This window comes from Reinekea forsetii, from assembly GCF_002795845.1.
Classification (GTDB): domain Bacteria; phylum Pseudomonadota; class Gammaproteobacteria; order Pseudomonadales; family Natronospirillaceae; genus Reinekea; species Reinekea forsetii.
Genome location: NZ_CP011797.1, coordinates 3,118,443 through 3,140,967 on the forward strand (window position 1 = coordinate 3,118,443; position 22,525 = coordinate 3,140,967).

The 22,525-nt window shown below is 56.0% G+C and carries 15 protein-coding genes; 6 read left to right on the top strand and 9 right to left on the bottom strand.

The window, feature by feature from the left end; genetic code table 11:
- Positions 1-35: 35 nt before the first annotated feature.
- Positions 36-2,831 (top strand): class I adenylate cyclase, encoded by a 2,796-nt coding sequence (locus REIFOR_RS14260; RefSeq protein WP_100258205.1) that lies wholly within the window; start codon positions 36-38, stop codon positions 2,829-2,831.
- A 43-nt stretch (positions 2,832-2,874) separates the two neighbouring features.
- Here REIFOR_RS14260 and REIFOR_RS14265 read toward each other — a convergent pair whose 3' ends face one another.
- The 8 genes from REIFOR_RS14265 to pilG form a co-directional block, all read right to left on the bottom strand.
- Entirely contained in the window at positions 2,875-3,351 is a 477-nt protein-coding gene (locus REIFOR_RS14265; protein ID WP_100258206.1) for a chemotaxis protein CheW, read from the bottom strand.
- 16 nt (positions 3,352-3,367) lie between these two features.
- Positions 3,368-4,393: a chemotaxis protein CheB gene (locus REIFOR_RS14270; RefSeq protein ID WP_100258207.1), complete on the bottom strand. Its 1,026-nt coding sequence runs from the start codon at positions 4,391-4,393 to the stop codon at positions 3,368-3,370.
- Between the two features lie 13 nt (positions 4,394-4,406).
- A complete protein-coding gene (locus REIFOR_RS14275; protein ID WP_100258208.1) occupies positions 4,407-11,087 on the bottom strand; it encodes an Hpt domain-containing protein in 6,681 nt (2,226 codons plus the stop codon).
- Between the two features lie 16 nt (positions 11,088-11,103).
- The gene (locus REIFOR_RS14280; protein WP_100258209.1) at positions 11,104-11,952 is read right to left on the bottom strand and encodes a CheR family methyltransferase; all 849 of its coding nucleotides are present in this window, start codon (positions 11,950-11,952) and stop codon (positions 11,104-11,106) included.
- Between the two features lie 29 nt (positions 11,953-11,981).
- Positions 11,982-14,078 carry a methyl-accepting chemotaxis protein gene (locus REIFOR_RS14285; protein ID WP_100258210.1) on the bottom strand — a complete coding sequence of 699 codons (2,097 nt, stop codon included), beginning with the start codon at positions 14,076-14,078 and terminating at the stop codon, positions 11,982-11,984.
- Between the two features lie 67 nt (positions 14,079-14,145).
- A complete protein-coding gene (locus tag REIFOR_RS14290) occupies positions 14,146-14,682 on the bottom strand; it encodes a chemotaxis protein CheW (RefSeq protein WP_227003697.1) in 537 nt (178 codons plus the stop codon).
- A gap of 5 nt (positions 14,683-14,687) precedes the next feature.
- Positions 14,688-15,065: a twitching motility response regulator PilH gene (gene pilH, locus REIFOR_RS14295; RefSeq protein ID WP_100258212.1), complete on the bottom strand. Its 378-nt coding sequence runs from the start codon at positions 15,063-15,065 to the stop codon at positions 14,688-14,690.
- Between the two features lie 46 nt (positions 15,066-15,111).
- The gene (pilG, locus tag REIFOR_RS14300; protein WP_100258213.1) at positions 15,112-15,492 is read right to left on the bottom strand and encodes a twitching motility response regulator PilG; all 381 of its coding nucleotides are present in this window, start codon (positions 15,490-15,492) and stop codon (positions 15,112-15,114) included.
- 258 nt (positions 15,493-15,750) lie between these two features.
- On the opposite strand from pilG, the gene gshB reads away from it, so the two are divergent.
- The 5 genes from gshB to REIFOR_RS14325 are packed head-to-tail and all read left to right on the top strand — an operon-like array spanning position 15,751 to position 21,916.
- A complete protein-coding gene (gene gshB / locus REIFOR_RS14305; RefSeq protein ID WP_100258214.1) occupies positions 15,751-16,704 on the top strand; it encodes a glutathione synthase in 954 nt (317 codons plus the stop codon).
- Between the two features lie 3 nt (positions 16,705-16,707).
- Entirely contained in the window at positions 16,708-17,601 is an 894-nt protein-coding gene (locus tag REIFOR_RS14310) for an energy transducer TonB (protein ID WP_100258215.1), read from the top strand.
- Complete coding sequence (gene ruvX, locus REIFOR_RS14315; RefSeq protein WP_100258216.1) at positions 17,591-18,037, top strand: Holliday junction resolvase RuvX; 447 nt, start codon at positions 17,591-17,593, stop codon at positions 18,035-18,037. The genes REIFOR_RS14310 and ruvX overlap by 11 nt, the downstream gene beginning before the upstream one ends.
- Complete coding sequence (locus REIFOR_RS14320) at positions 18,034-19,656, top strand: VRR-NUC domain-containing protein (RefSeq protein ID WP_100258217.1); 1,623 nt, start codon at positions 18,034-18,036, stop codon at positions 19,654-19,656. Before ruvX ends, REIFOR_RS14320 begins: the two co-directional genes overlap by 4 nt.
- A complete protein-coding gene (locus REIFOR_RS14325) occupies positions 19,637-21,916 on the top strand; it encodes an ATP-dependent DNA helicase (RefSeq protein WP_100258218.1) in 2,280 nt (759 codons plus the stop codon). Before REIFOR_RS14320 ends, REIFOR_RS14325 begins: the two co-directional genes overlap by 20 nt.
- On the opposite strand, the gene REIFOR_RS14330 is transcribed toward REIFOR_RS14325, so the two are convergent.
- Positions 21,913-22,470 carry a hemerythrin domain-containing protein gene (locus REIFOR_RS14330; RefSeq protein ID WP_100258219.1) on the bottom strand — a complete coding sequence of 186 codons (558 nt, stop codon included), beginning with the start codon at positions 22,468-22,470 and terminating at the stop codon, positions 21,913-21,915. The two genes, REIFOR_RS14325 and REIFOR_RS14330, sit on opposite strands and share 4 nt — an antisense overlap.
- Between the last annotated feature and the right edge of the window lie 55 nt (positions 22,471-22,525).

Below are 22,525 nucleotides of genomic sequence, written 5' to 3' on the forward strand. Positions count from 1 at the left end.
CCGGTGCCCTGACTCAGGATAAAGGCCTTTGCCGCATGACTGATACCTGGCCCCACCCAGACACGACTGGTTTCATCCACAGTGGTGCTGCCTCGGCAGACCATATTCGACATGTTTTGAGCCGATTTACGCAGGCAAATGACGGCCGTCTGGCGCGTTGTCGGGACGACTTGAAGCCCAAGCAACAGCAGGCCTTTGATCTATTACCGCTGTTGTTTCACCTGAGCCATCAGAGCCTACCGGGCTATTCAGGCGACCCCCATTGTCCAACCGGCATTGCCCAGTACCAGCCTGCGAAGAGCCTGCTCAAGGCGGCCCAACGACTCACCGGGGGCTTGATGAGCCAGGGTCCAGCGCTCCACAAAGCCGCTATCTCGGGCCTCTATTTGATCGGTACCGGTGGCAGTATTGGCCAAGCAATTGGCACCGAGCTGATGATATGGGTCTGTTTCGAGACCCCGCTATCGGCCCGACAGCTGGCTTTGCTGCGGGAAAAGACCGACCAACTCACCCAGTGGGCGCAAGGGTTTCATCTGGTGCTGCGCTTCGTGCTAGTGGATGCGCGCCATTGGCAAGTGAGCTCACATCCCTCATCGGCAGTCGGAGGCCCAAGATCTGGCAGCGATGGCCGGCGGCTCGATGAATTCTACCAAACGGCACAGGTCTTGGCGGGTGTATACCCCGCCTGGTGGTTGGTGCCGACGGCTTATGAAGGCGATTATGCGGCAACATTGCAGGCGCTTTATCACACTGGGGCGGTCGATAAATCTCAGTGCATCGATTTTGGCGGGCTCGGCGCATTGGCAAGCGACGATTTTGCCGGCGCCGGCCTTCGGCAAATTTATCAAGCGATCGACTCGCCCTATCAATCGGTATTAATGCTAATTTTACTGGAAATCTATGCGCGCCAGTTGCCCCATATCGACTGCCTGGCACAGGCTTATAAAAACAGAATTTATCGCATGCAGCTCTCGCTCGATGATCTCGATCCCTATGTCATGCTGTACCAGAAAATAGAATCCTATCTGTTGGCACATGACCAAACTAAGCGGCTGGAGTTGATTCGACGCTGCTTTTATTTCAAGGTTGGCCTCAAGCTGTCGCAACGCACGCACGCGCTCGGGTGGCGCCATGAATTAATGGACAACTTGGTGCAGTCCTGGGGTTGGTCGGCGGCCGCGCTCAAACATCTGGACGCCGTCCGAGCGTGGACCATCGAAGATATGTTGACGGAACGCCGGCTATTAATTGCTGAGCTGACCCAAAGCTATAGGGCCCTGTGTCAATATTCGCCCAGTCAGCCGCCCAGTGACGGCCTATCTCGAGCGGACCGACTGAGCCTCAATCGCAAATTACACGCCGCATTCGATCGGCGTCAGGGTAAGATCAACTATATCCACATTGGCTTGGATGTCGACCTCAGTAACCAACGAGTTCACCTCTATGAACGCGCCAGCCGAGAAGATCCGGGCGTCTACCAATGGGGCGTGTACGATCGGCCGATGAGCCAACAGTCGCGTACCCCAGCACTCAAATCGGCCAATGGTTTGGTGGAAGCATTGCTCTGGTGCCATCTAAATGGCCTGCTCACGGCTGCGCTGCAGGTTCCCATCTTTCCCGCCCGGCATGAGGTCAACGACGATGAGGTTCGCACGGCGTTGACTGCGCTTCGAAACCAGGTACCCAACCCAAGACCGCACACCGAAGCGCACTGCTTTGATCGGCCGGCGCGGGTGACTCGGGTCTTGCTGATTATTAATCTCGGATGCGATCCGCGCCAGTCTCGTTCGGACAGCTCGGTGCACAGTCTCGATCAGGTACTGGTGAACAGTTGGGGCGAGGTCGAGGTCGAACGGTTTGCCACGCAGGATGCGCTGGCCAAGGGGCTGAAATCGCTCCTGAATCGAATCCATGCGCAGGCACCCGATGACCTTCCGGCGTTGGTCACCCTGTGTCCCAGTCAGGTCGAGCCTTCAGTATTGGCGCTGCGCGTTGACGCCCTTATGCAAGCTGCTTTGGCGGCATTGTGCAGCATCGGACAGCCACCAAATAACCGATTCATCTGTCGTATTGGCAATCGCTATTTGCTCTATCAGGCCCATAACCGAACGATTGGCTATGTTCCGACCGACAGTCTGGACGAGCTTCGAATGCAACTGGCGCTTGAACAGGCGGACTATAGCCGGCTTATCTTCGATCGCCAGTTTGCTCTGGATCACCCCCTCTGGGCCAAACTCTACCGTTTACACCGCCCGCATGCCGTTCTGTTGGCCTGTGAAAAACGCCACCAGCAGGCGACCCTGTATCTAATCGATGAGCAAGGCTCGTTGCTGGTTTTCAAACAGCCAGTGCGCAATCTGGCAACCCTGTGGGCGCCGTTGTTGCAGTTTTTGCACGCCACCGATCAGCGCCGCTCCGGCATAGATGACCGCAAACCCAAGGCGGACAACCATTTCGTGCAAATTGAGCGCAGCCCGGGGCGCTTTGATCTGAAGAAAACAGGGCTCAATGATTGGGCCCAGGCTGCGCACTTTATCGGCATCGGGGTGACTGTCACACTGTCTGCACAGGGTGGTTATGACTATCGAGTGGTCTGTGGTGAGCAAGAATTTCACAGCCCGGCCTGGGGCGACTTATTTTACCGCGCAATCGCGTCCTATGGGCTCGGTTTGGACCCCTCGCGAGCGAACCCGGAGATCTACATCATCGACCTGGCCTTAACGTCTGCGGTAATTGACCACCTACCCCTGGGCCGGGACCAAACGATGCATTACCTGCAGTTTAAATTGAAACTCGAACGGCGCATTCATGCCGCCCAAGCAGACCTCTAGCGACGCCCCGATCCTGTTGCGCCGACCGGACGGCCGCGAACGTTTAGAGCTTGTCCAAGAGCGCTTCGAGGTAATCCATGTCTGGAATAACCGCCTTACCTAGTTGCGTGATAACAGCCATCCTTTCGCCCTGCCCCAAACTGGCCAGTTTGTCCTCTTGCACGTCTGCCGCGGTTAACTTGATCATGCGCGGAATGCCCTGCACCAAAATAGCAAAATATTTAAAGCGCGACTGACCGCTGGCCGCATTGAGCACCGCGAGGCGGGCCTGTTCGGAATCGCGGCCATGGATTTCGCTGTTGGCAATTTCAAAACTCATCACCGGAACCTGCTCACCACGCCACAGGATTGAACCGAGCGCCCACGACGGCGCCTCGGGCAATGGGCTGATCATCTGCAGGGCGACCACCTCGGCGATAACAATATTGGGCACCAGCAGACTTTTATTGTGCACCGGAATCAAGAGACTGGCGACCAAATCCGTTATGGACTGTGCCTTGAGTTGTGATGGCGTTTTCATAGGATTTTTCCTTAAGCTAGGCCGTTTGCGTTTGTCGCTGCGCCAGCCAGACGATTAATTTTTCGGCCAATTGAGCCGGGGAACCGCGCCAATCGACGCTGCCGGCTTGGTCAGCGGCATCGGGCATTGAACTTTGCACACAACTCTCGGTGGCCTGGGCCCATACGGTGCCACCCATCTCCTTAACCAGGGCCGAACCCAGGGTGCCATCGCTGCCCATACCGCTGAAGATAATCGCGTTGCATTGACGACCGAAATGCTCGGCAGCGTTTTTCAATAACTGATCGTGACTGGGACCGTAGGGGCCGCTCCATTCTCGGTCCTGCCAGAGTACCGCTGGATGGTTGGCAAACAGAATCTCGTGATCTACTGGCACCACAGCCACCTGGCCATTGACCAATGACAGGCCGTGTTCGGCATAGGTCATAGTCAGCGCGGCGTGACGACCAACCGACTGCACCAAGGCCGCTAAACAGCCGGCATCTATATGCTGGGCATACAAAAAGGTGGCCGGTATGTCGAGCGGCAACAGATCGAGAAAATCCTTAACCGCTTGCGGACCGCCCAAGGACGCGCACAACACCCAGATCGGGCCTAAGTCCGGATTGGGTGCATTCTTTAATGACTCCGGCAATTCGAAGCGCGGTTTTTCAACGCAGCGCATCAGTACATCGAGGTCAAATTGGGGCGCGCTGACCGCCGCTTGCAAAACCGGTGCAAAGGCATGCATTTTTTTTTGCATGCGTTTGCACCAGCGGGGGTAATCTTGATGATTTTTGGCCGGTATCTGGCCGTCACCAAACAAGATAGGGGCCTGGGTTAGATCGAGAATATCCTGTAATAGCTCGCTCCATTGTCCGTCCTCGGCTAACTCGACCACCCATAAACGGATCGTTTCATTGGCCAAGAAAAGCTTATTGAGACGCTCTGGCGAGGTATTCACCGCCACTTCGTAACCGGCATCGGCAATGACCCATTCCAACTGATGCTGAGCTAAGGCGGTCGAGGCAATGATGCCAACGCGGTTGTGCTTGCCCTTCATCACCTTAGGCCCATTACCCCTTTAACAACCGTTCAATGGCGTCCAACAGTGGGCCTTCCTGGAACGGCTTACCCATATAATCGTTCACTCCGATCGACAGGGCCCGCTCGCGATGCTTACTGCCGGTGCGCGAGGTGATCATGATAATTGGGATATGGCGCAGACGTTCATCATGACGCACCCGTGAGGCTACCTCAAAGCCATCCATATAGGGCATCTCGATATCGAGTAGGATCAGATCCGGTATCTCGTCAATCATTTGGTTGATCGCATCAGCTCCGTGCTTGGCCAACAGCACCTCCATGCCATTGCGCTCCAGTAAGCGACTGGTCACCTTGCGCACGGTGACTGAATCGTCGCACACCATTATGCGTGGCGGGCCTTCTTTCTTGCGTTCCAGCTCTGCGCTCATCTGCATCAAGGACATGGCGTTCTGATGTTCAATCACCAACTCAGATCGAATTAGGGCCGCCAGATCGAGAATAACCACCACCGAGCCATCACCGAGAATGGTGGCACCGGACACGCCCTGCAGCTTGCTGAATTGAGCACCGAGTGTCTTCACCACGATCTCTTTCGAGCCCATCAAACGATCGACATGCAATGCCATGGAATGGCGCTCATCACTGCCCTTAACCAAGACCAGAGGGGCCGAGCTTTCCATCGCGGCGACATTGGGTCGCGCGCCGGTGTGCAGCAAGGAACCCATATATTCCAGTCGATAACGCTTACCGTTGTATTCGAACAAAGGCGCATTGGGCTGATAGTATTCGGCCAACTGCTTGGGGGTTACCCGTACGATGCCCTCAATCGAGGTCAGCGGCAGGGCATACAGATCGTCAAGCGTATTGACCATCAACGCCCGATTGACCGATACGGTAAAGGGCAGCCTGATAACAAAGGCGGTGCCACGGCCCAGTTGGGAGTCGATAAAGATCGAGCCCCCCAATTGTTTAACCTCAGAGTTGACCACGTCCATGCCGACGCCACGACCGGAAATTTGGGTCACCTTATCGGCGGTACTAAAACCGGCCTCCAAAATAAACTGCATGATCTCGGCTTCGTTCAGATCCGATTCGGCCTTCATCAAACCCCGTTCGATCGCCTTGGCTCGAATGCGTTCAACATCGATACCCTGACCGTCATCTGCCAAGCTCAGGACGATATCGCTGCCTTCGCGGGACAGCTCCAGAGCCACCTTACCCAGGCGAGGTTTATTGGCCGCGAGCCGATCGTCGGGGCGCTCGATGCCGTGGTCAACGGCGTTGCGCAGCAGGTGTTCGAGCGGTGCAATCATCCGTTCCAAGACGGTCCGATCAACCTCCCCTTCGGCGTTACCGACAATAAAGTCGACGTCCTTGGCGAGATCGCCAGCCACCTGTCGGACGATACGCCGCAATCGAGGGACTAACCGATTAAACGGCACCATGCGCGTGCGCATCAGGCCTTCTTGTAATTCGGTATTAATGCGACTCTGTTGCAACAGAATGGTCTCAGCGTCGCGCGTCTTATCGGTCAGCGTGGTTTTAATATCCTGCAAGTCATAGGTGGCTTCCATCAGCGACCGGGACAGTTGCTGTATTTGCGAATATCGGTCCATCTCCAGCGGATCGAAATCTTCATAGTTGGTTTCTTCGGCGCGTTCTTGACGAAATACTATCTGCGCTTCGGTTTCCATATCGAGCCGGCGAACATGGTCGCGCAGTCGATCGATGGTTTGATCCATATCGACCAGGGTATAGGAGAAATCGCTGACTTCCTGCTCCAGCCGAGCCCGAGAAATCGACGTTTCACCGGCTAGGTTGACCAGACCTTCGAGTAGGTTGGCGGCCACCTTGACCGTCTCTTGTGGCTGGGCACGGCGCACCGCGACGCCATCCTGCGCGGCTTTTGGGATGACTGGCGAATTGGCTTTGAAGGGCAAAACCTGGGCCGAAACGGGCTCCTCGTCCGAGGCCGGCGCTCGCTCAGTGACCGGTGGTGGTGCGAAATTAGGTACGGGCGGTTCGTCAGGATCCTGCGCGGACGCCATCTGAATCACGCTGGGCCCAAAACCGCCCTCGCCGTCGTTTTCCTGCTGGTCAATGAGTGCCTGTAGCTGCTCGATATTGCGTACCATCTCATCTTGACGTGCCAAGATGCCGATAAAAAAGGCATCATCCAATGGGATTTTTTGTTGTTGGGCGCGCGTAATATGACTCTCAAAATCGTGACTCTTATCGCCCAAGTCTTTCAAACGCGCCAGACGCGAGCCACCTTTTAGGGTGTGCAGCACCCGTTTCATCTCATCGGCATGGGCTTCATTCAGGGTATCGGAGCGCCACTCTTCGATGGCATTTTCCAATTCATTTAACAGCTCACCCGCCTCCTCGATAAATATTGCCAATATATCGAAATCCAGATCCGCCGAAAGCGGCTCTACGACAGCCATCTGCGACGCGGTCGGGGTCGATGACTCGAGCGGCGGTTCCGGTGCCGATTCAGGTTTGGGTTCGGGTTCGGGTTCGGGTTCAGGTTCGACGCTCTGCTCTATTGCCGGCGTTAGGATCACTGGCTGGGCGGGCGCGCCTGGATGTTTACGGAAATGACCGATGGCTGCGACCAGGTCCGGTGCGGACAAGCAACTCATGCTCGACTCGATATCGCCGACCATGGTGGCCAGTCGATCGTGGCACTGCTGCAACAGACTGATTAGGCCGGCAGAACTTTGGTATTGCCCCTGGGCCAAACCCTCATAGAGAAATTCCAGTTCGTGGGCTAGGTCGCCGAGCGGAAGTATCTCGGCCATGCGCGCGCCCCCCTTGAGGGTATGTAAATCGCGCTGTAAGGCCTCGACCTCGATGGTGTTTTGCGGATCCTGAACCCAGGCTTCCAACGATTGCTGAATACTTTCCAGTATGTCATTGGCCTCTTCCAAGAAGATTTCCACCAATTCGGCGTCACCCTCAACCGCATAACGCTGCGCCGGAACGTGTTCAAGACTCGGCGGCGCGCTATACGCTGCCTGGGGCGGTTCGATCGGTGCCGCGGCTGGCGCGCGCGAACGAGGCGGCTCAATAACCTCGTAAGGCATGGCAAACACCTCATAGAGCTGTTGCAGACGTTCCGAAAAGAGCGCATCGGTGCGAATGGACTGCCCGGCTGCCAGGCGATCCATCATCGAAATCAACGATTCATGGCCATCATGAGCCAGGCTGAAGAACTTCTCACCGAGCATGAAGGCATTGGCGTCTGCGGCTAAATAGAGCGCGCGCAGTTGCGTACTTAACTGCGAGAGGGGCAGGAGGTCGACCGCAAGCGCGGCATTGGCTAGGGTATCGAGTTCGCGCACCAAGGTCTCAGGCGCCTTGCCGGGATCCCCGCTCTGGCGCCATTGATCGAGGATGCCCTCGGCATCCATGACGATATCCATACTCTCGGATAAAAAGATCGACAACAGGCTAACATCGTCGTCTTCGCTGGCGTCATCCGCTGCCAGTAGGTTACGGCGCAGGGTGTTGACCTGTTCAATATAACCCTCGATCGACGCCGCGGCCGGTCCCGCCGGATCTATACCGGCCGACTCTTTTACCAACACCACCATGGCGCTGAGCACGGACAGAAACGCCGGCGTCGCCAAATCACCGCGTTCTTGCAGATCCTTGACCAACAGTTCCAGCGGCGTAACCGCCTCTGCAATGCGGTCCATGCTCGCCATATGCGCAGAGCCCTTCATGGTGTGTAAGGCGCGCTGGAGGGCGTCGGGTAATTTGCGGCCTAAGGGACTGTCGGCTAGATAGTTATCGACAAATTCCAAATGGGAGTCGAGTTCATTTTTAAAGATGCGCAGCAGGTTGGTGTCGTTATCGTCCGACTTGTCGGCATCGCGCTGCGCCGGCCCATTGGCTTCGTCCTGGCTCTGCTCGGCGTCGAGTGGGCCGTCGAGGGCCTCACGTTCGTATAGGTCCTCCAACTCGGTATCCATGATACCGAAGGGGTCGCCCTCGAACGGGGTGATATCTGCATCCACTTCGGCTGCTTCAGTGTCGGTCAGCTCGATAAGGTAGCTATCCTGCGCATTCGCGTCCAGATCCAAGTCGAGATCGAGCTCCGAATCCAGCGCTAGAGTCGGGTCGGGCACATCCAGCGGATCGGGCTCCGGAGCCAATAGCGTCTGATCGGGCCAGGACACCGGTTCACCCTTGGCGATGGCATGGGCGCGTTGTGCTAACTGGTCCGCGCCTGCAACATCGGGTGACTGCTTGGTCTCAAATGCCTTGACCAAGGCCGGCACCGCGGCCGCTACTTCCTCCACGACGCGAATCAGATCGGCACTGTAGGGGATGGATCCGTCGATCATGCGGTTGAGCATGTTTTCCACGGCCCACGCGGTTTCACCGACCACGGTCGCACGGACCATTCGACCGCTGCCTTTGAGCGTATGAAAAGCACGACGGAATTCGGTCAGGGCTGCCTGATTGCTACGGTCGGCCTTATATTGAGGGACAAATTCATTGATGACGGCCATGACCTCTTCGGCTTCCTCAACGAAGATCTCGAGAATTTCGTCATCGATTAGGTCATCGTCGTCTCCTTCATCTGCTTGATCTGCCTCATTTAGCTCATTCGACTCGGCAGGCTCCACCAGGGGCGTCGGTTCGACTATTATTGGGCTGTCGGCGTCGAGTTCGGCGATAGCGGCTGCCGCTTCGGGCAGAATGTCGGCCGAATCTAAGGTTAGGTCACGTTCAAATTCAACTTCATCAAATTCGCTCTGCAGATTATTCGCATCTTCGTGCTCGAGCGTAAATTCGGCCACCTCGGCTTCATCCAACTCAATCACCGTGTCCCAAGACAGCTCTTGCAGGGGCTCAGGTTCAGAGAGGTCGGGCGTGTTGAGGACAGGCTCGACGCTCTGCCACTCATCGATCACGGTCAAAACGTCGTTATCGTCGACCGACGCGTCGGTTTCCAGCCCGTTCGGGACCTGGCTCTCGGAGCTGATTGGCGCGTCTTGATCCTGCGCAATCCGGTTCAAATCCACCGTTAAGCCTAAGCTGGCAAGAGAGTGGATCGCGCGCGTTAAAATCTCGAGATTGGTGCCCGGTCCGTCTTGGGAGATTCGCTCCAGATAATATTCCACGCCCACCAGCGCATCGGCCAGTGCGTCCATCTCTTGCCAGGTCGGTTGATAGTTCTCGGCAATTAACCGGTTCTGCACATAGGTGTGCACCGACGTCAGCACTTGGGCTGCATCGATCAGCGGCACTATGGCCAAGCCCCCGCGCACGGCCCCTAGGATGGCAGGTACATCGGCCAAGAGCGTTGGGTTAAAGTGGCCGGCGATATATTCGACCACAGCGCTCTTAACCTGCTCGATGCCGGTCCGGGCTTCACGCAACACCGCTCGATGGGCATCGCTAATATCATCGGCCTGATCCGACGCGCTGTTGAGATCGGAGTCGACCCCGATACCATTCAGGGTCGCTTCAACGTACAAAAAGGCACCGGCTATATCCATCAGCATGGCGTCGTTGATCAGCGTCGGCTGGCCCTCAGCCTGACCGATAATAGCCAACTGTTCGCTCAAGACCCGGCGCGGATTCGTCAGTCCAACCAGCGCTAGGGTATCGCATAGATGCACAATGGGAAGCTTAAGGTCACTGAGACGATTGGGATCTTTGCTCTGGCCGCGCACCATCAGATCGAGCGTATCCTTGAGCCGAGCGAGCTCTTCCAGCAGAGCGGTCATGACATTGTCGACCGCGGTCCGATCCGGTCCGGCTAATCGGGCCCGTTGCGACTCAACCTCATGGCTCGGCGGTAAGGCATCTACTAGGCGATAGCGACGCTGGACCTGATCAATGCGATCAATGTTCGAGGGCCCAATCTTGGCGATGTAGAACAATAGATTTTTCAGGATGCGATCCGAGGGGAAACTCTGGGCCACTGTCAAAGGGTCTTGTGACAGGCCCTTAAGCTGACCATCGACGTCGCGCAGCACCTGCACAGTGGCCGAGGAGCGATCGATTTTACCGGTCTTCAAACCGGTCACAAAGGCATCCACAACTTGCCATAGCGAGCCTATCGGCGCGCGCTCAGTCAAGGCGGCAACGCGACCAACGGCCTTGGCCAAAAAATCGAGACTGTGGTCCAAGTCTTCGCCTTTTAGCCAGCCTAACAGTGCCAATTGATACATCTGTCGCAATTTACGCACTAACTGGGCGGTCTGCGTCTTGCCAAATCGGGATACCTCGGGCTCGCCCGCGAGACGCCGAGCGGCGGCCAAATCAGGGGCAAACAGGGAGGTTTCCGTTAACAAGGCGGCGCCGCGCGCAGCCCGTAAGTCATTCAGCAGCGGTAGCAAGACAATCGGCAAATCGTGCTGACCTTGTTTCAATTGATCCAGATAGTTGGGCAGCTGAATAATCGCTTGCATTAACAGCGCTAGATTGTCGCTGCTGCTCGGCACGGTAGCGTCGATCATAGCTTGATTGAGCTGTTCCATCTCATGAGCCAGCAACGCAGCACCGCTGAATTCAACCATCTGTAATGTGCCATACACCTGATGAATGTATGACAAGCTGAACTCCAGGCGATTAGTATCATCCGGTGCTGCAACGAACGCCTCAAGCGCAAAGCGCGTCTGCTTTAACGTTTCGAAAATCTCACCTTTGACCCATTCAAGGGCCACATAATCTCGGCGATCTGCCATGCCGATTTCCCCGTGTCTATTTACGTTTTAAATAAGCTAACGCGCGTTCACTTGGAACTCGGGTCAGAGCCGGATGAGACCAATCGCCCATCTCTCCAAGCCCGAGTACCAACATACCCCCGGGCGCCAATCGATCTGCCAACTCAGTAACAATGTCTTTTCTACGCCATTTGCGAAAATAGATCAGAACATTCTGACAATAGATCAGATCCAGATTTCGCAGTGGTGAACGCGCCAACTCCAAAAGGTTTAGTCGAACAAAACACACCCTATCTCGGACGGCCTGCACAACTTGATAATGGTCTTCACTCTGTTCAAAATACCGTTGTTCCAAGCGTTCATCGACCAGCTCAACCCGGCGTCGACCATAGACACCGGCGCGCGCCTGATCCAAGGCATTGCGACTCACGTCGGTACCGGTCACACCGAAGCGCAAGCGTGGTCGACGATCGGTCTGTTCCAGCACCTCGGCCGTTAACATGGCCAAACTGTAGGTTTCTTCGCCACTAGAACAACCCACACTCCACAAGCTCAGCGGCCCTCTTCCGGCGTCGCAGCACCTTTGAAGGTGATCGCGCACCAGGGCAAAGGCCTCTGGATCGCGAAAGAACCGTGTTTCCTGGACCGTTAAGCGATCGATCAGGCAGTTCCATTCAATTAGGCCGGCATCGCCACTGCGAACGTAGTTAAAGTAAGTCAAATAGTCGCTGAAGCCGATCTCCCGCATCCGCATTGCTAAGCAGGTTTTCAGGAAACTGCGGCGCTGCTCAGGCAATTGCAAACCCAGACGGTCCTCAATGATGTCTTGCCATTTGGCAAAGGCAACATCCGACAACGCCGGCGCTTGTTTAACCAACCTAACCATAACCCAACCTTATTGCTGCGGTTATCGCCCTAACCGACCGACACCCTGCCCTCGTCGAGGCCAGGCATGGTGAAGTTCTCCAAATCATCATCGTTTTCGGGCAACTTAAAGCCGGCTACGGAGGACTGCAGATCATTGGCCAGTTGCGCTAGGTTACCAATGGAGCGTGCGGTTGCGGTGGTTCCGGCTGATGTTTGCGAGGTGATTTCCTGAATTACGTTCATCGTATTGGAAATATGACCGGCCGAGGAGGCCTGCTGGCGTGCCGCGTTGGAAATATTTTGGATTAGGTCGGCGAGGTTTTTCGAGACGCTTTCGATTTCTTCCAATGCCACACCGGCGTCTTGCGCCAGACGAGCACCGCGCACCACTTCGGCGACCGTTTGTTCCATCGAGATAACGGCTTCATTGGTATCGTTCTGAATCGTCTTGACCAAGGCACCAATCTGTTTCGTTGCCGCTGACGATCGTTCCGCCAAGCGCTGTACTTCATCGGCGACCACCGCAAAACCCCGACCGGCATCACCGGCCATCGATGCCTGAATCGCGGCGTTCAAGGCGAGAATGTTGGTTTGGTCGGCGATGTCGTTAATCAACGAAACGATGTCGCCAATTTCCTGTGAGGACTCACCCAAGCGTTTGATCCGCTTTGAGGTCTCCTGAATCTGTTCGCGAATATTATCCATGCCGTTGATCGTGGCTTGCACCACGTCGGAGCCTTTCTTAGCGATCGCCACCGAGCGCTCGGCAACCGCCGCCGATTCCGCCGCGTTGGCGGACACCTGGTCGATGGACACGGCCATCTCGTTGACCGCCGCCGAAGCACCGGCTATCTCTTGCGCCTGATGTTCAGAGGCTTCGGCCAAATGCATGGCCGTTGCCTGGGTTTCCTGCGCCGCGGAGGAAACCTGCACGGCCGTGGTGTTAATAGACGAGACCAGCGAGCGCATCTGATCGATCGCGAAGTTGATCGAGTCGGCGATCGCTCCGGTAAAGTCTTCCGTTACCGTGGCCTGGGTGGTCAGATCGCCATCAGCCAAGTCGGCCAATTCATCGAGTAGACGCAAGATCGCATTTTGGTTTTGTTCATTGGTTTCAGCCGTTTGCTGTAAGTCGCTCTGAGTATCCCGAATAATCACGAATACCGCGCCGGCGATCAACACCAGGGCTAATAGACCCAAGACCTCAACCCAGCTTTGGCTGACAAAGCGGGTATCGCTGGCGTCCTGAATCTCGTCGGCCAGCGCCGAGGACAGCTCCAGTAACACTTGCGAATCGGAAAAAATATTACCCGAGGCTTCGCGCACCCGAAACAACTCTGGCGACGTCGCCATGATCTGCTTGACTGAACCAGACACCACATCGAAGATGCTCGCAATACGCTCCAACGAGACCGCAGCTTCGGGATCGTCTAACTTGGCTATGTCCATATTGGTATTGCCGAAACGCATACCATCGAGCACCCGTTCGAACAGAATCGCATCCCGCTCGAAGGAATCTGCCGCCATGACCGCGCCCTCGCCACCCACTAGGACCTTGTTGATAGAGCGAATGATGCGCTCGGCCAGCCAGGATTGGCGCTGAGCAACGGCCACCTGTGTCGCACCGGCGCCGTCTTCTAAGAGGATTTCGACCACCCCGTCGTATTCAACCTGCAATTCAGGGATGCGCTCGGCCAGGGTATTGGCCGTATCGTGCAGTGCCAAGATGGTCTCACGCGATGCGACAATCAGGCCAGAGGCGTCACGGACTTGCAACCAGACGTTGCCCAGGTCATTGACGTTCACCCTCGGCGCATGCGCGCCAATGGCTGGCAGCTTGCTGGCTCTGTCACCCTCTAATATATAGTTCCAGCGAATCTCAAATTCCGAACTGGCGCGCTGCAATAAGGCAAAGGCTTCGTCCTTACCGGCCGAGGCTTCCGAGGCATTCTTGGCTATTTCCTGCGACAGAACTCTCAGTTCGCCGGCATTTTCCAAAAACTCCTGGTCATTTTTGGTCAGTTCGCTGACCTCAATAAAGACCGCAACAGAGGCCACAATCACCAAACCCAAACCGATCAGCAGCGTGCTGAGAAGTCGGTTAGTACCCAAAATCGTTAAAAGGTTTCCGGCTCTTTGCTTCATATTTCGCTCCAGTTTGGCCTCAGGCTGCCATCTGCTTATCTAATGGTGTATTTCAATAAAAGGGGACCTAGACTGCCACTTCTTGAAACTGTTCATGGTCGCCCAGCGTTTTCATACTGAAGCGTGACCATACTTTTCGATCCTTAACAAAATGCCCCACAATGAAGGGCTTTAGTTCATCCGGTAATTCGGGCACCACCTCGTTAAAGGAGTCGGCCACAAAGTACTGCATGCCTTCGACACCATCGACTACCAAGCCGTCGGGCTGGCCCTGGTGGTCTATTACTAGGATCCGCCGACTGCGAATTGGCTCGGTACTGTCATAGGCAAAAAAACTGTTTAAATCGATGATCGGAATTAACCGGCCGCGGATATTGGATACCCCCAAAACCCAAGGCTTTACATTGGGTAGACGGGTGTGCGCGGGGACACGCAGCAATTCGGTGACCTCCGCCATGGAGGAGACAAAATAATGCTGTCCCATGCGGAATCCGATGCCACTCCAGGTTTCCGATATCTTTTCCTGCTCCGGCAGCCCAACCACCTTAGCTCGGATGCGGGCTTCGAGTTCGCGCAGGATCAAAATGGGTGATCGATCGGACATTACCATTATCCTAGGGTTTGGCCGGACATCACGGCTTCTATGGTTCTGAGCAGCTCTTCTTCGGAGACGGGCTTGACCAGATAACCGGAAGCCCCTTGACGCCGACCCCAGACGCGATCCGTCTCTTGATCCTTGGTAGTGACAATAACCACCGGTATATGCGCGGTATCGGCGCCCTTGGTCAGTTGGCGGGTGGCTTGAAAGCCATTTAAACCGGGCATTACGATGTCCATCAAGACCACATCCGGCAGCTCTTGACGCGCCAAGGCGACCCCGTCGGCGCCATTGTCGGCGGTAAACACTTCAAAGGCATGCTTCTCCAGCATGCCCTGAAAAGCATAGGTTTCGGTCGGTGAGTCATCAACAATTAATACACGAGGCATATAGAACCCTTCACTTCAGCAATACAGGCTGTTTAATTAAATCGCATTACTTAACATAGTCGCGGATGGCACCCAATAATTCTTCTTTACCAAATGGCTTGGTAAGATATTGGTCACTACCGACGATGCGTCCTTTGGCCTTATCGAACAGTCCGTCTTTACTGGACAGCATAATGACCGGCGTCTCTTTAAAGGCGCTGTTGTTCTTAATTAGGGCGCAGGTTTGATAACCGTCTAAGCGGGGCATCATAATATCCACAAAGATTATATCTGGCTTTGAATCGGCGATTTTGGCGAGGGCATCAAAACCATCCGTGGCGGTAATAACATCACAGCCGACCTTTTTGAGGAGTGTCTCTGCCGTGCGTCGAATTGTCTTGGAGTCGTCAATCACCATGACTTTCAGATTTTCAAAACTCGTATCCATAGGTCTTCCCAGGGGTAAGGCTGCTTAATGTTGCGCTCATAATCTAATGTTAGTTGAAAAAACACGAATAGCGTAAGGAAAGAGACTACTATGTTTCTCTATAGGTTTTTTTACCCAATTCGAGCGAGTCTAGGTCCATAATTTTTAGCACAGTTTTTCAGACGTCGCCATTATCGATGTCAAAGAAAGTTATATTGACTCAGGCGGGTTTCCTTTAAACTAAAGCCCACACCATCGACACTAGGATCAGGATTCTGCATGAGCATTAAAGTCGCAATCGTCATGGACCCCATCGAACAAGTAAATTACAAAAAAGACAGTTCTCTAGCCATGTTATGGGCTGCGGCCGATAGGGGCTGGGAGCTCTACTACCTGACCTTGGCCGATCTCTATTTGGCAGACGGCGTGGCCATGGGCCAGGCCGCGCCGCTGACGGTCTTTCGTGACCCGAGCCAGTTCTATCAGTTGGAACAAGCTGTGGCCATGAAACTGAGCGACTTTGACGTCATCCTGATGCGCAAAGACCCACCCTTTGACACCGAATATATTTACGCAACTTATATCCTGGAACGGGCCGAAGCCAGCGGTACCCTGGTCGTCAATCGGCCACAGAGCCTGCGTGATTGCAACGAGAAAGTCTTTGCCACCGAGTTCCCCCAGTGCGCCCCAGCTCATCTGGTGAGTCGCGACAGCACCCTGCTACGCGCCTTCCATCAAACCCACGACGATGTGATTTTCAAGCCGCTCGACGGCATGGGCGGCAGCGCGATCTTTCGGCTTAAAGCAGACGATCCGAATGTCAGCGTGATCATCGAGACCCTAACCCGATATGGTCAGCAACAGATTATGGCGCAAAAGTATCTGCCCGAAATTAAAGAGGGCGATAAGCGCATTCTGATGATTGCTGGCAAGCCCGTCGACTACTGCCTGGCGCGTCTGCCCGCCAAGGGCGAGACCCGTGGCAACCTCGCTGCCGGCGGCACCGGGCGGGCCCAGCCACTGACCGACCGCGACCGCTGGATCGCCGATCAGGTGGCACCGGAGTTGGTTCGCCGGGGTCTGCTGTTTGCCGGCCTAGATGTTATCGGCGACTATTTGACCGAAATCAACATCACCAGTCCGACCTGCATTCGCGAAATTGACAACGCCTATGGCACCGATATTGGCGGTCAATTGATGGACGCGATCGCCGAAAAACTGGCTCAGAGGTAATCGATGACCCAAGAAGGACTGCGGGTCGGGGCTTCAGACCGACTTAGCTTTACGCTGTTTCTGGCCTTGGCGCTGCACGCTATAGTCATATTCGGCATCAGTTTCAGTTCTCGACCGGTGTCGAGTAAGAGCCCGACGCTTGATGTTACCCTGAGCATGCACCAGAGTGACGATCTGGTTGCCGACGCCGATGCCGATTTTTTGGCCGACAGCAACCAGCAAGGCAGTGGCACCTTGACCGAGAAAGCGTTACTCAAGTCGACCGAACAGGCCGATATTGAGGATAACCAGATCTTTCATACCATCCCGACCCTCACCCAGCTGGCCTATTCCGAGCTGAGCCTGACCAATGATCGGATTATCACCACAACCAGTCCCGGCACAGATCGTGCGGTCAGCAACGATGCCGAGCAGGGCGACCTGGATATCCCGGTGCAGACTGACCAGGCCGTGGTGATCAACAACATCACCGATGTAGCAACCCTCAAGGCTCTGCTCGATGACAGCCGTCAGGCCTATGCCAAGCGACCACGGGTGCGCACCTTGACCGCGGTATCCACCAAGCGCGCCGTCGATGCCAACTATATATTTGACTGGCTGCAAAAGGTGGAGCGCATCGGCAATCAAAATTATCCGGAATCGGCACGCAATCAGCGTATCAGCGGCTCGGTGCGTTTAGCGGTATCAATCAATGCCGATGGCAGCTTGCGCTCGGTACTGGTGACCAGTTCATCCGGCCACTCCTTGCTCGACCAGGCGGCCAAGCAAATAGTCTATTTGGCGGCACCCTATCCAGCATTCAGCGCAACCATGGTCGAGCAATACGACGTGTTAGAAGTGATTCGCACCTGGCAGTTCCGCATCGATAATCGTTTTGGAGTAACAAATGACCGCTAATATCTGGCTCGGCTTTGACTGGGGACTGGGTTGGATTGGGGTCGCCAGCGGGCAAACCCAAACCTTCACTGCCTCGGCCTTAAAACCGTTACGCGCACGCGATGGCATCCCCAATTGGGACGAGGTTGAGCGCCTGGTCGCCGAATGGCAACCAGCAGGCTTTGTGGTCGGCATTCCGTTCAATATGGACGGCAGTGAATCGGAGATGACGGTGCGGGCGCATAAGTTCCGCAAGCGCCTCTATGGCCGTTTTGGTAAACCAGCTGAGGGCATCGACGAACGCCTCTCGACACGTGAGGCCTTTGATTTACTCGGCGCCCAGGGCCACTCTCTGCACAGGGCCAAGTCGGCCCAAATCGACAGCCTGGCCGCGCAAATCATTCTGCAGAGCTGGCTTAACGAACGGCAACTGCTGGTCCCTCGGCTCGAACCATGACGCCAGTGATTCTGCCAGATAATTATTATCTGGATTACTTCTTACGCCTGACCGAGCTGGTTAGGCAGCGCTATGATGATCTGCTGTCGGCCACCGACAGCGAGTTTTTGCGCGCTATCGACCAGACCGATCCGGTTGCCCTGCGCTTACTGATCCGACTCTTTCTGCGCAAGGGGCCCTGCTTTGTCAGCGCCAAACTGCACTACCGCGAAGTACCCGACGGCCCCGCGGCGCTGAACAGGCTGCTCGAACAGGGACTGATCGAGGCCGATCCGATGGTCTATGCCTGGCAGTTGATCGATCTGCTGCCCATTGCACAAAGCCGGCAACTGTTCAGTGCCGATGAGCCAAGCTGTCGCAAGAGCGATCTGCTGGCACGTTGGCTAAACGATGCCACCGTGCAGCCCTGTTCGGCCTGGGGCGTGACCGAAGCCATTATCCAGCCTACCGGCGCAGACAGTTACCGCCGTTTGCAACTGCTCTATTTTGGCAATGAACGCCAAAACCTGACTGAGTTTGTGCTCGAAGATCTGGGTCTATTTCAATACGAAACCTACCCCTTAGACCGCAGCAATCGGTTATTTCAGGATGCGGACGATATCACCACTACGCTGGTATTGAACGACCTGGCCGATGACTTTTACCGACTCTGCGATGCCAAAGACTGGCCGGCGCTGCCCGATTTGGCGACACAGGTCCTAGCGCTGGCGCCGTCCGAACGCCTGGCTCGGCGCTGCCATCGCCTGCTCAATCGAATCGGCTACCGTCTGGAACAACTCGGCGACCTCGACCGGGCCCAGGCGTGCTTCTCGACCAACGCTCAACCACCAGCGCGGGAGCGATTGGCGCGCATCGCCTTTAAGCGCGGCCAATATGATGATTGCCTAAGCCAATTGGAGACCCTCGCCGAGCAGCCGATCTGTGCCGACGAGACAGCCTTCTATCGCCGTTTTGTTAATCGGGTTCGGACTAAGCTGGGTCTAGCCAAGTTGACCTTTCCGCTGCCTGCCCTAACCGTGCGCCAAGCGCACTGGCAGCGCACCCCGGGCAGCGTGGAGACTCAGGCGTGCGAGCAGTTAGGCCACGCCGTTTGGCTCGAGAATGCCCTGCCGCTCGGGGTCTTTGGCCTCCTCTATTGGCCGCTGGTGTTTGCCGACGTGCCCGGCGTTTGGCAACATCCTTTTCAGTCTGGGCCCAGCGATCTATACGATGAAGATTTCTGCGCCAAACGCCAGGCTGGGTTCAAGCTCTTGGCCACCCAGACAAAGGCTCAATGGCGCGCTGCACTGATTGAGCGCTGGCACACCAAACACGGCCTGGCCAATCCCTTCGTGCACTGGTCGGCACTGCGCCTAGAGGTGGTCTTGGCCTGCTTTGACGCCTTGACTCAGGCACAATGGCTTGGCTTAAGCACGCATCTGCTCGCCGATCTGCGCCGTCATCGGGCCGGCTTTCCCGACCTCTTCCAATACCACGAGGACAGTTACTGCTTTATCGAAATAAAGGGTCCGGGCGACAAGTTGCAAGACAATCAGATTCACTGGCTAAACCAATTTGCCCGCCTCGGGATTCACGCCCAGGTCTGCTATGTAAGCTACGATGCCCAGCCGACGTTATAGGGTCTCGGTGCGTGCGCTGGCCGATTTCTGCCAGATCCAAGGCGATCTGATCAGCGTCTATCGGCCCGGCCCGAGCGCGTTCGAGGGCCAACAGACGCACAATGCACTGCAGAGCAAGCGCGCCAAACCCTATCAGGCGGAAACGCCGCTCAGCTTTCGTTGGCAAAACCCGGCGTTTGAACTGGTAGTCAGCGGCCGGGCCGATGGCACCTTCCCCGATGGGGTCGAGGAAATCAAAACCACGCGCGTGCCGCCGCACGATATTCCCAGCGGCCTGCGCGACCTGCATCACAGCCAGGCCAAGCTCTATGCCGCAATCTACGCCTTGCAGTTCGACGCCGGGCCCATGCTGCGGGTATGCAACACCTACGTGCATCCGCAAACATTGGAAGAGTGGCCGCTGGAGCGTGCTTATCCGGTCGAACAACTGCTCGATTATCTGCTCGACTGTTGCCTGCGCTATGATGCCTGGCTGATGCGGGTCGATCGCCATCAACGGGATCGGCAACCCTTCTTGGCGCAGCTGTCATTCCCCTTTGCAACCATGCGGCCAGCCCAACGCCTGATGGCCGAAAGTGTTTACAAGGCTTGTCGGGTCGGCAAAGACCTGTGCGTCGAAGCCCCGACCGGCACCGGTAAAACCTTGGCGGCGCTGTTTCCGGCCCTGAAGGCGATGACCGAGGTCGAGGTGCGCAGCCTGTTTTTCCTCACCATGAAAACCACCGGCCAGGTGGCCGCGCACGATGCATTGCAACGACTGGACCCGGCGCATCGGCTTAGCGTCGTCGCCCTGACCGCCAAAACCCGCCTCTGCCGTTCGCCCGACACACCCTGCGATGGCCAATTCTGCCCCTATGCACGGGACTATTTTGCCAAACGGGACCGGCTACGCGAGCAGTTGTTCGAGCCCATCCGCTGGGATCCCGATGCGCTGATTGAATTGGCCGAGAAGGAACAAATTTGCCCCTATTACCTGAGCCAGGACTGGGCTATTTGGTCGGATGTGGTCATTGGCGATCTGAACTATATCTACGACACGACCGCGGTGCAGCCCTATCTGTTGCGCGAGATCGACAACCGGGCCACGGTACTGATCGATGAATGCCACAACCTGATCGACCGCGGCCGGATGATGTTCAGCGCCGAGTTTTCCGGCTTTGCGCTGCAGCAGTTGCTGCATCAATGTCCCAAGAAAATCCAGAACCGCTTGCGCAAAATCCAGACGCGCTTGCGCGAGGTCTGCACTAAGTTTGGCCCCGGTCTGTGTTATGAGTCGCCCCAGACTCTGCTGCACAGTCTGCGCGACTTTATGGCCGACAGCGCCGCGCTGCTAAGAGACAACCCCCAGTTTGAACCGGATGCGCTCTGGCAGCCTTTTTTGTTCAGTTGTACGCGTTTTATTCGCTTGCATGACTTGGCCGACGCCGGCGACTTCTGCTGGCGCTACGGCACCGGCAGCCCAGAGCTGCGTGGTATTGAACTGATCTGTTTGAATCCCGCCCGGCTCTTGATGAGCAAACATCAGCTGGTCAATAATGTCGTCGCCTTCAGTGCTACCCTTAAGCCTTGGCCCTATAGCCAGCAACTCAACGGCCTGGCCGGCGCTATCACCCAAGAGCTGCCGTCACCCTTTCAAGCCAGCCAGTTTAGTGTCTACTTGGCCAACGATGTGTCGACCCGCTTTCGCGATCGGACCCACTTGCCGGAACGCCTGCGCCCGCTCCTGAACAGCCTGGTCGGGAACGGCAAAAACACCCTGGTGTTTTTTTCCAGCTACCAACAATTGCAGCAGGCCGCCCGTCTCTTGGACCCCGCCGAGGCGCTGTTGGTGCAACGCGCCGATTGGACTGCACGCGAACGCGACGCGGTGTTAGCGCAATTCCGTGCGCACCGTGGGCTCACGCTACTCACCGTATTGGGCGGCGTCTTTGGTGAGGGCATCGACTTGCCGGGCGAACAATTGGAGCAGGTGGTCGTGATCGGTCCTGGCTTGCCGCAGGTCAATGACGTCAACAACGCTATCCGCTTGCAGATGGACCAGCAACAACTGCCGGGGTTCGACTTCGCTTATGCCTTTCCGGGCTTGCAGAAAGTGTTACAGGCGGCCGGGCGTTGTGTCCGCACCGACACCGATCAGGGCGAGATCCTCTTGATCGACGATCGTTTTGACGCCTATGGACAGCAGGGCTGGTTACCGGTGCATTGGACGGTGCACAGCGGTCCATTGCAGCGTTGGCCCGGTTCACTCACGGCGCTTTAATCGGCGTCGGCAAAGTTAATAATGGCATCGCGCAGGTTGTCATATTCCCGCTGGGCATTGTTATCTAATGAATCGAGCACCTGCTGGGCGGCCTCTTCAACATCCGCCCAATCGTCTTCGTCGAGGCACTCTTCGGCGAGCGGAAACAAGACACTTTCTTCGGCATCCAAATGCAACATCTGGCGCGACAAATAGAGGGTTGCCGTGCGATACAGCAGCGATACCGGAACGGCAATATCCATGGCGACTCGCTCGAACGCCGTTCTAAGCTCTTGGGTCAGCCGTTCCAGCTCGCTGTGCTCATTCATTACGGCTTGAATTTGTTCCGGGTGGGGTGGGTTTTTTTCGAGCAAGCGGGTGAACAATATGTCTTCGACCGGGTGGTGCCAGCGTTCCGGCACGGTGCAGATATAATCCAATATATCCATGATTTGACCGATATTCGGTTCAACCTCCGGGTCGTCATAGCCCTTGATCTGAGCGCGCAGGCAATAGAGCACTTTGGCGATGCTTTTGTGATCGGCATTGAGCTTCTGGAGAATAGCTGTGCTCATAAAAACACCTGCAAATAACCGCTTAGTGAAATCTGAGCATAGTTGGTCACTTTTT

Excerpts from the sequence above, each read along its gene's own strand:
- REIFOR_RS14260 (WP_100258205.1), top strand. The coding sequence starts at position 36 with ATGACTGATACCTGGCCCCACCCAGACACGACTGGTTTCATCCACAGT.
- REIFOR_RS14265 (WP_100258206.1), bottom strand. The coding sequence starts at position 3,351 with ATGAAAACGCCATCACAACTCAAGGCACAGTCCATAACGGATTTGGTC.
- REIFOR_RS14270 (WP_100258207.1), bottom strand. The coding sequence starts at position 4,393 with ATGAAGGGCAAGCACAACCGCGTTGGCATCATTGCCTCGACCGCCTTA.
- REIFOR_RS14275 (WP_100258208.1), bottom strand. The coding sequence starts at position 11,087 with ATGGCAGATCGCCGAGATTATGTGGCCCTTGAATGGGTCAAAGGTGAG.
- REIFOR_RS14280 (WP_100258209.1), bottom strand. The coding sequence starts at position 11,952 with ATGGTTAGGTTGGTTAAACAAGCGCCGGCGTTGTCGGATGTTGCCTTT.
- REIFOR_RS14285 (WP_100258210.1), bottom strand. The coding sequence starts at position 14,078 with ATGAAGCAAAGAGCCGGAAACCTTTTAACGATTTTGGGTACTAACCGA.
- REIFOR_RS14290 (WP_227003697.1), bottom strand. The coding sequence starts at position 14,682 with ATGTCCGATCGATCACCCATTTTGATCCTGCGCGAACTCGAAGCCCGC.
- pilH (WP_100258212.1), bottom strand. The coding sequence starts at position 15,065 with ATGCCTCGTGTATTAATTGTTGATGACTCACCGACCGAAACCTATGCT.
- pilG (WP_100258213.1), bottom strand. The coding sequence starts at position 15,492 with ATGGATACGAGTTTTGAAAATCTGAAAGTCATGGTGATTGACGACTCC.
- gshB (WP_100258214.1), top strand. The coding sequence starts at position 15,751 with ATGAGCATTAAAGTCGCAATCGTCATGGACCCCATCGAACAAGTAAAT.
- REIFOR_RS14310 (WP_100258215.1), top strand. The coding sequence starts at position 16,708 with ATGACCCAAGAAGGACTGCGGGTCGGGGCTTCAGACCGACTTAGCTTT.
- ruvX (WP_100258216.1), top strand. The coding sequence starts at position 17,591 with ATGACCGCTAATATCTGGCTCGGCTTTGACTGGGGACTGGGTTGGATT.
- REIFOR_RS14320 (WP_100258217.1), top strand. The coding sequence starts at position 18,034 with ATGACGCCAGTGATTCTGCCAGATAATTATTATCTGGATTACTTCTTA.
- REIFOR_RS14325 (WP_100258218.1), top strand. The coding sequence starts at position 19,637 with ATGCCCAGCCGACGTTATAGGGTCTCGGTGCGTGCGCTGGCCGATTTC.
- REIFOR_RS14330 (WP_100258219.1), bottom strand. The coding sequence starts at position 22,470 with ATGAGCACAGCTATTCTCCAGAAGCTCAATGCCGATCACAAAAGCATC.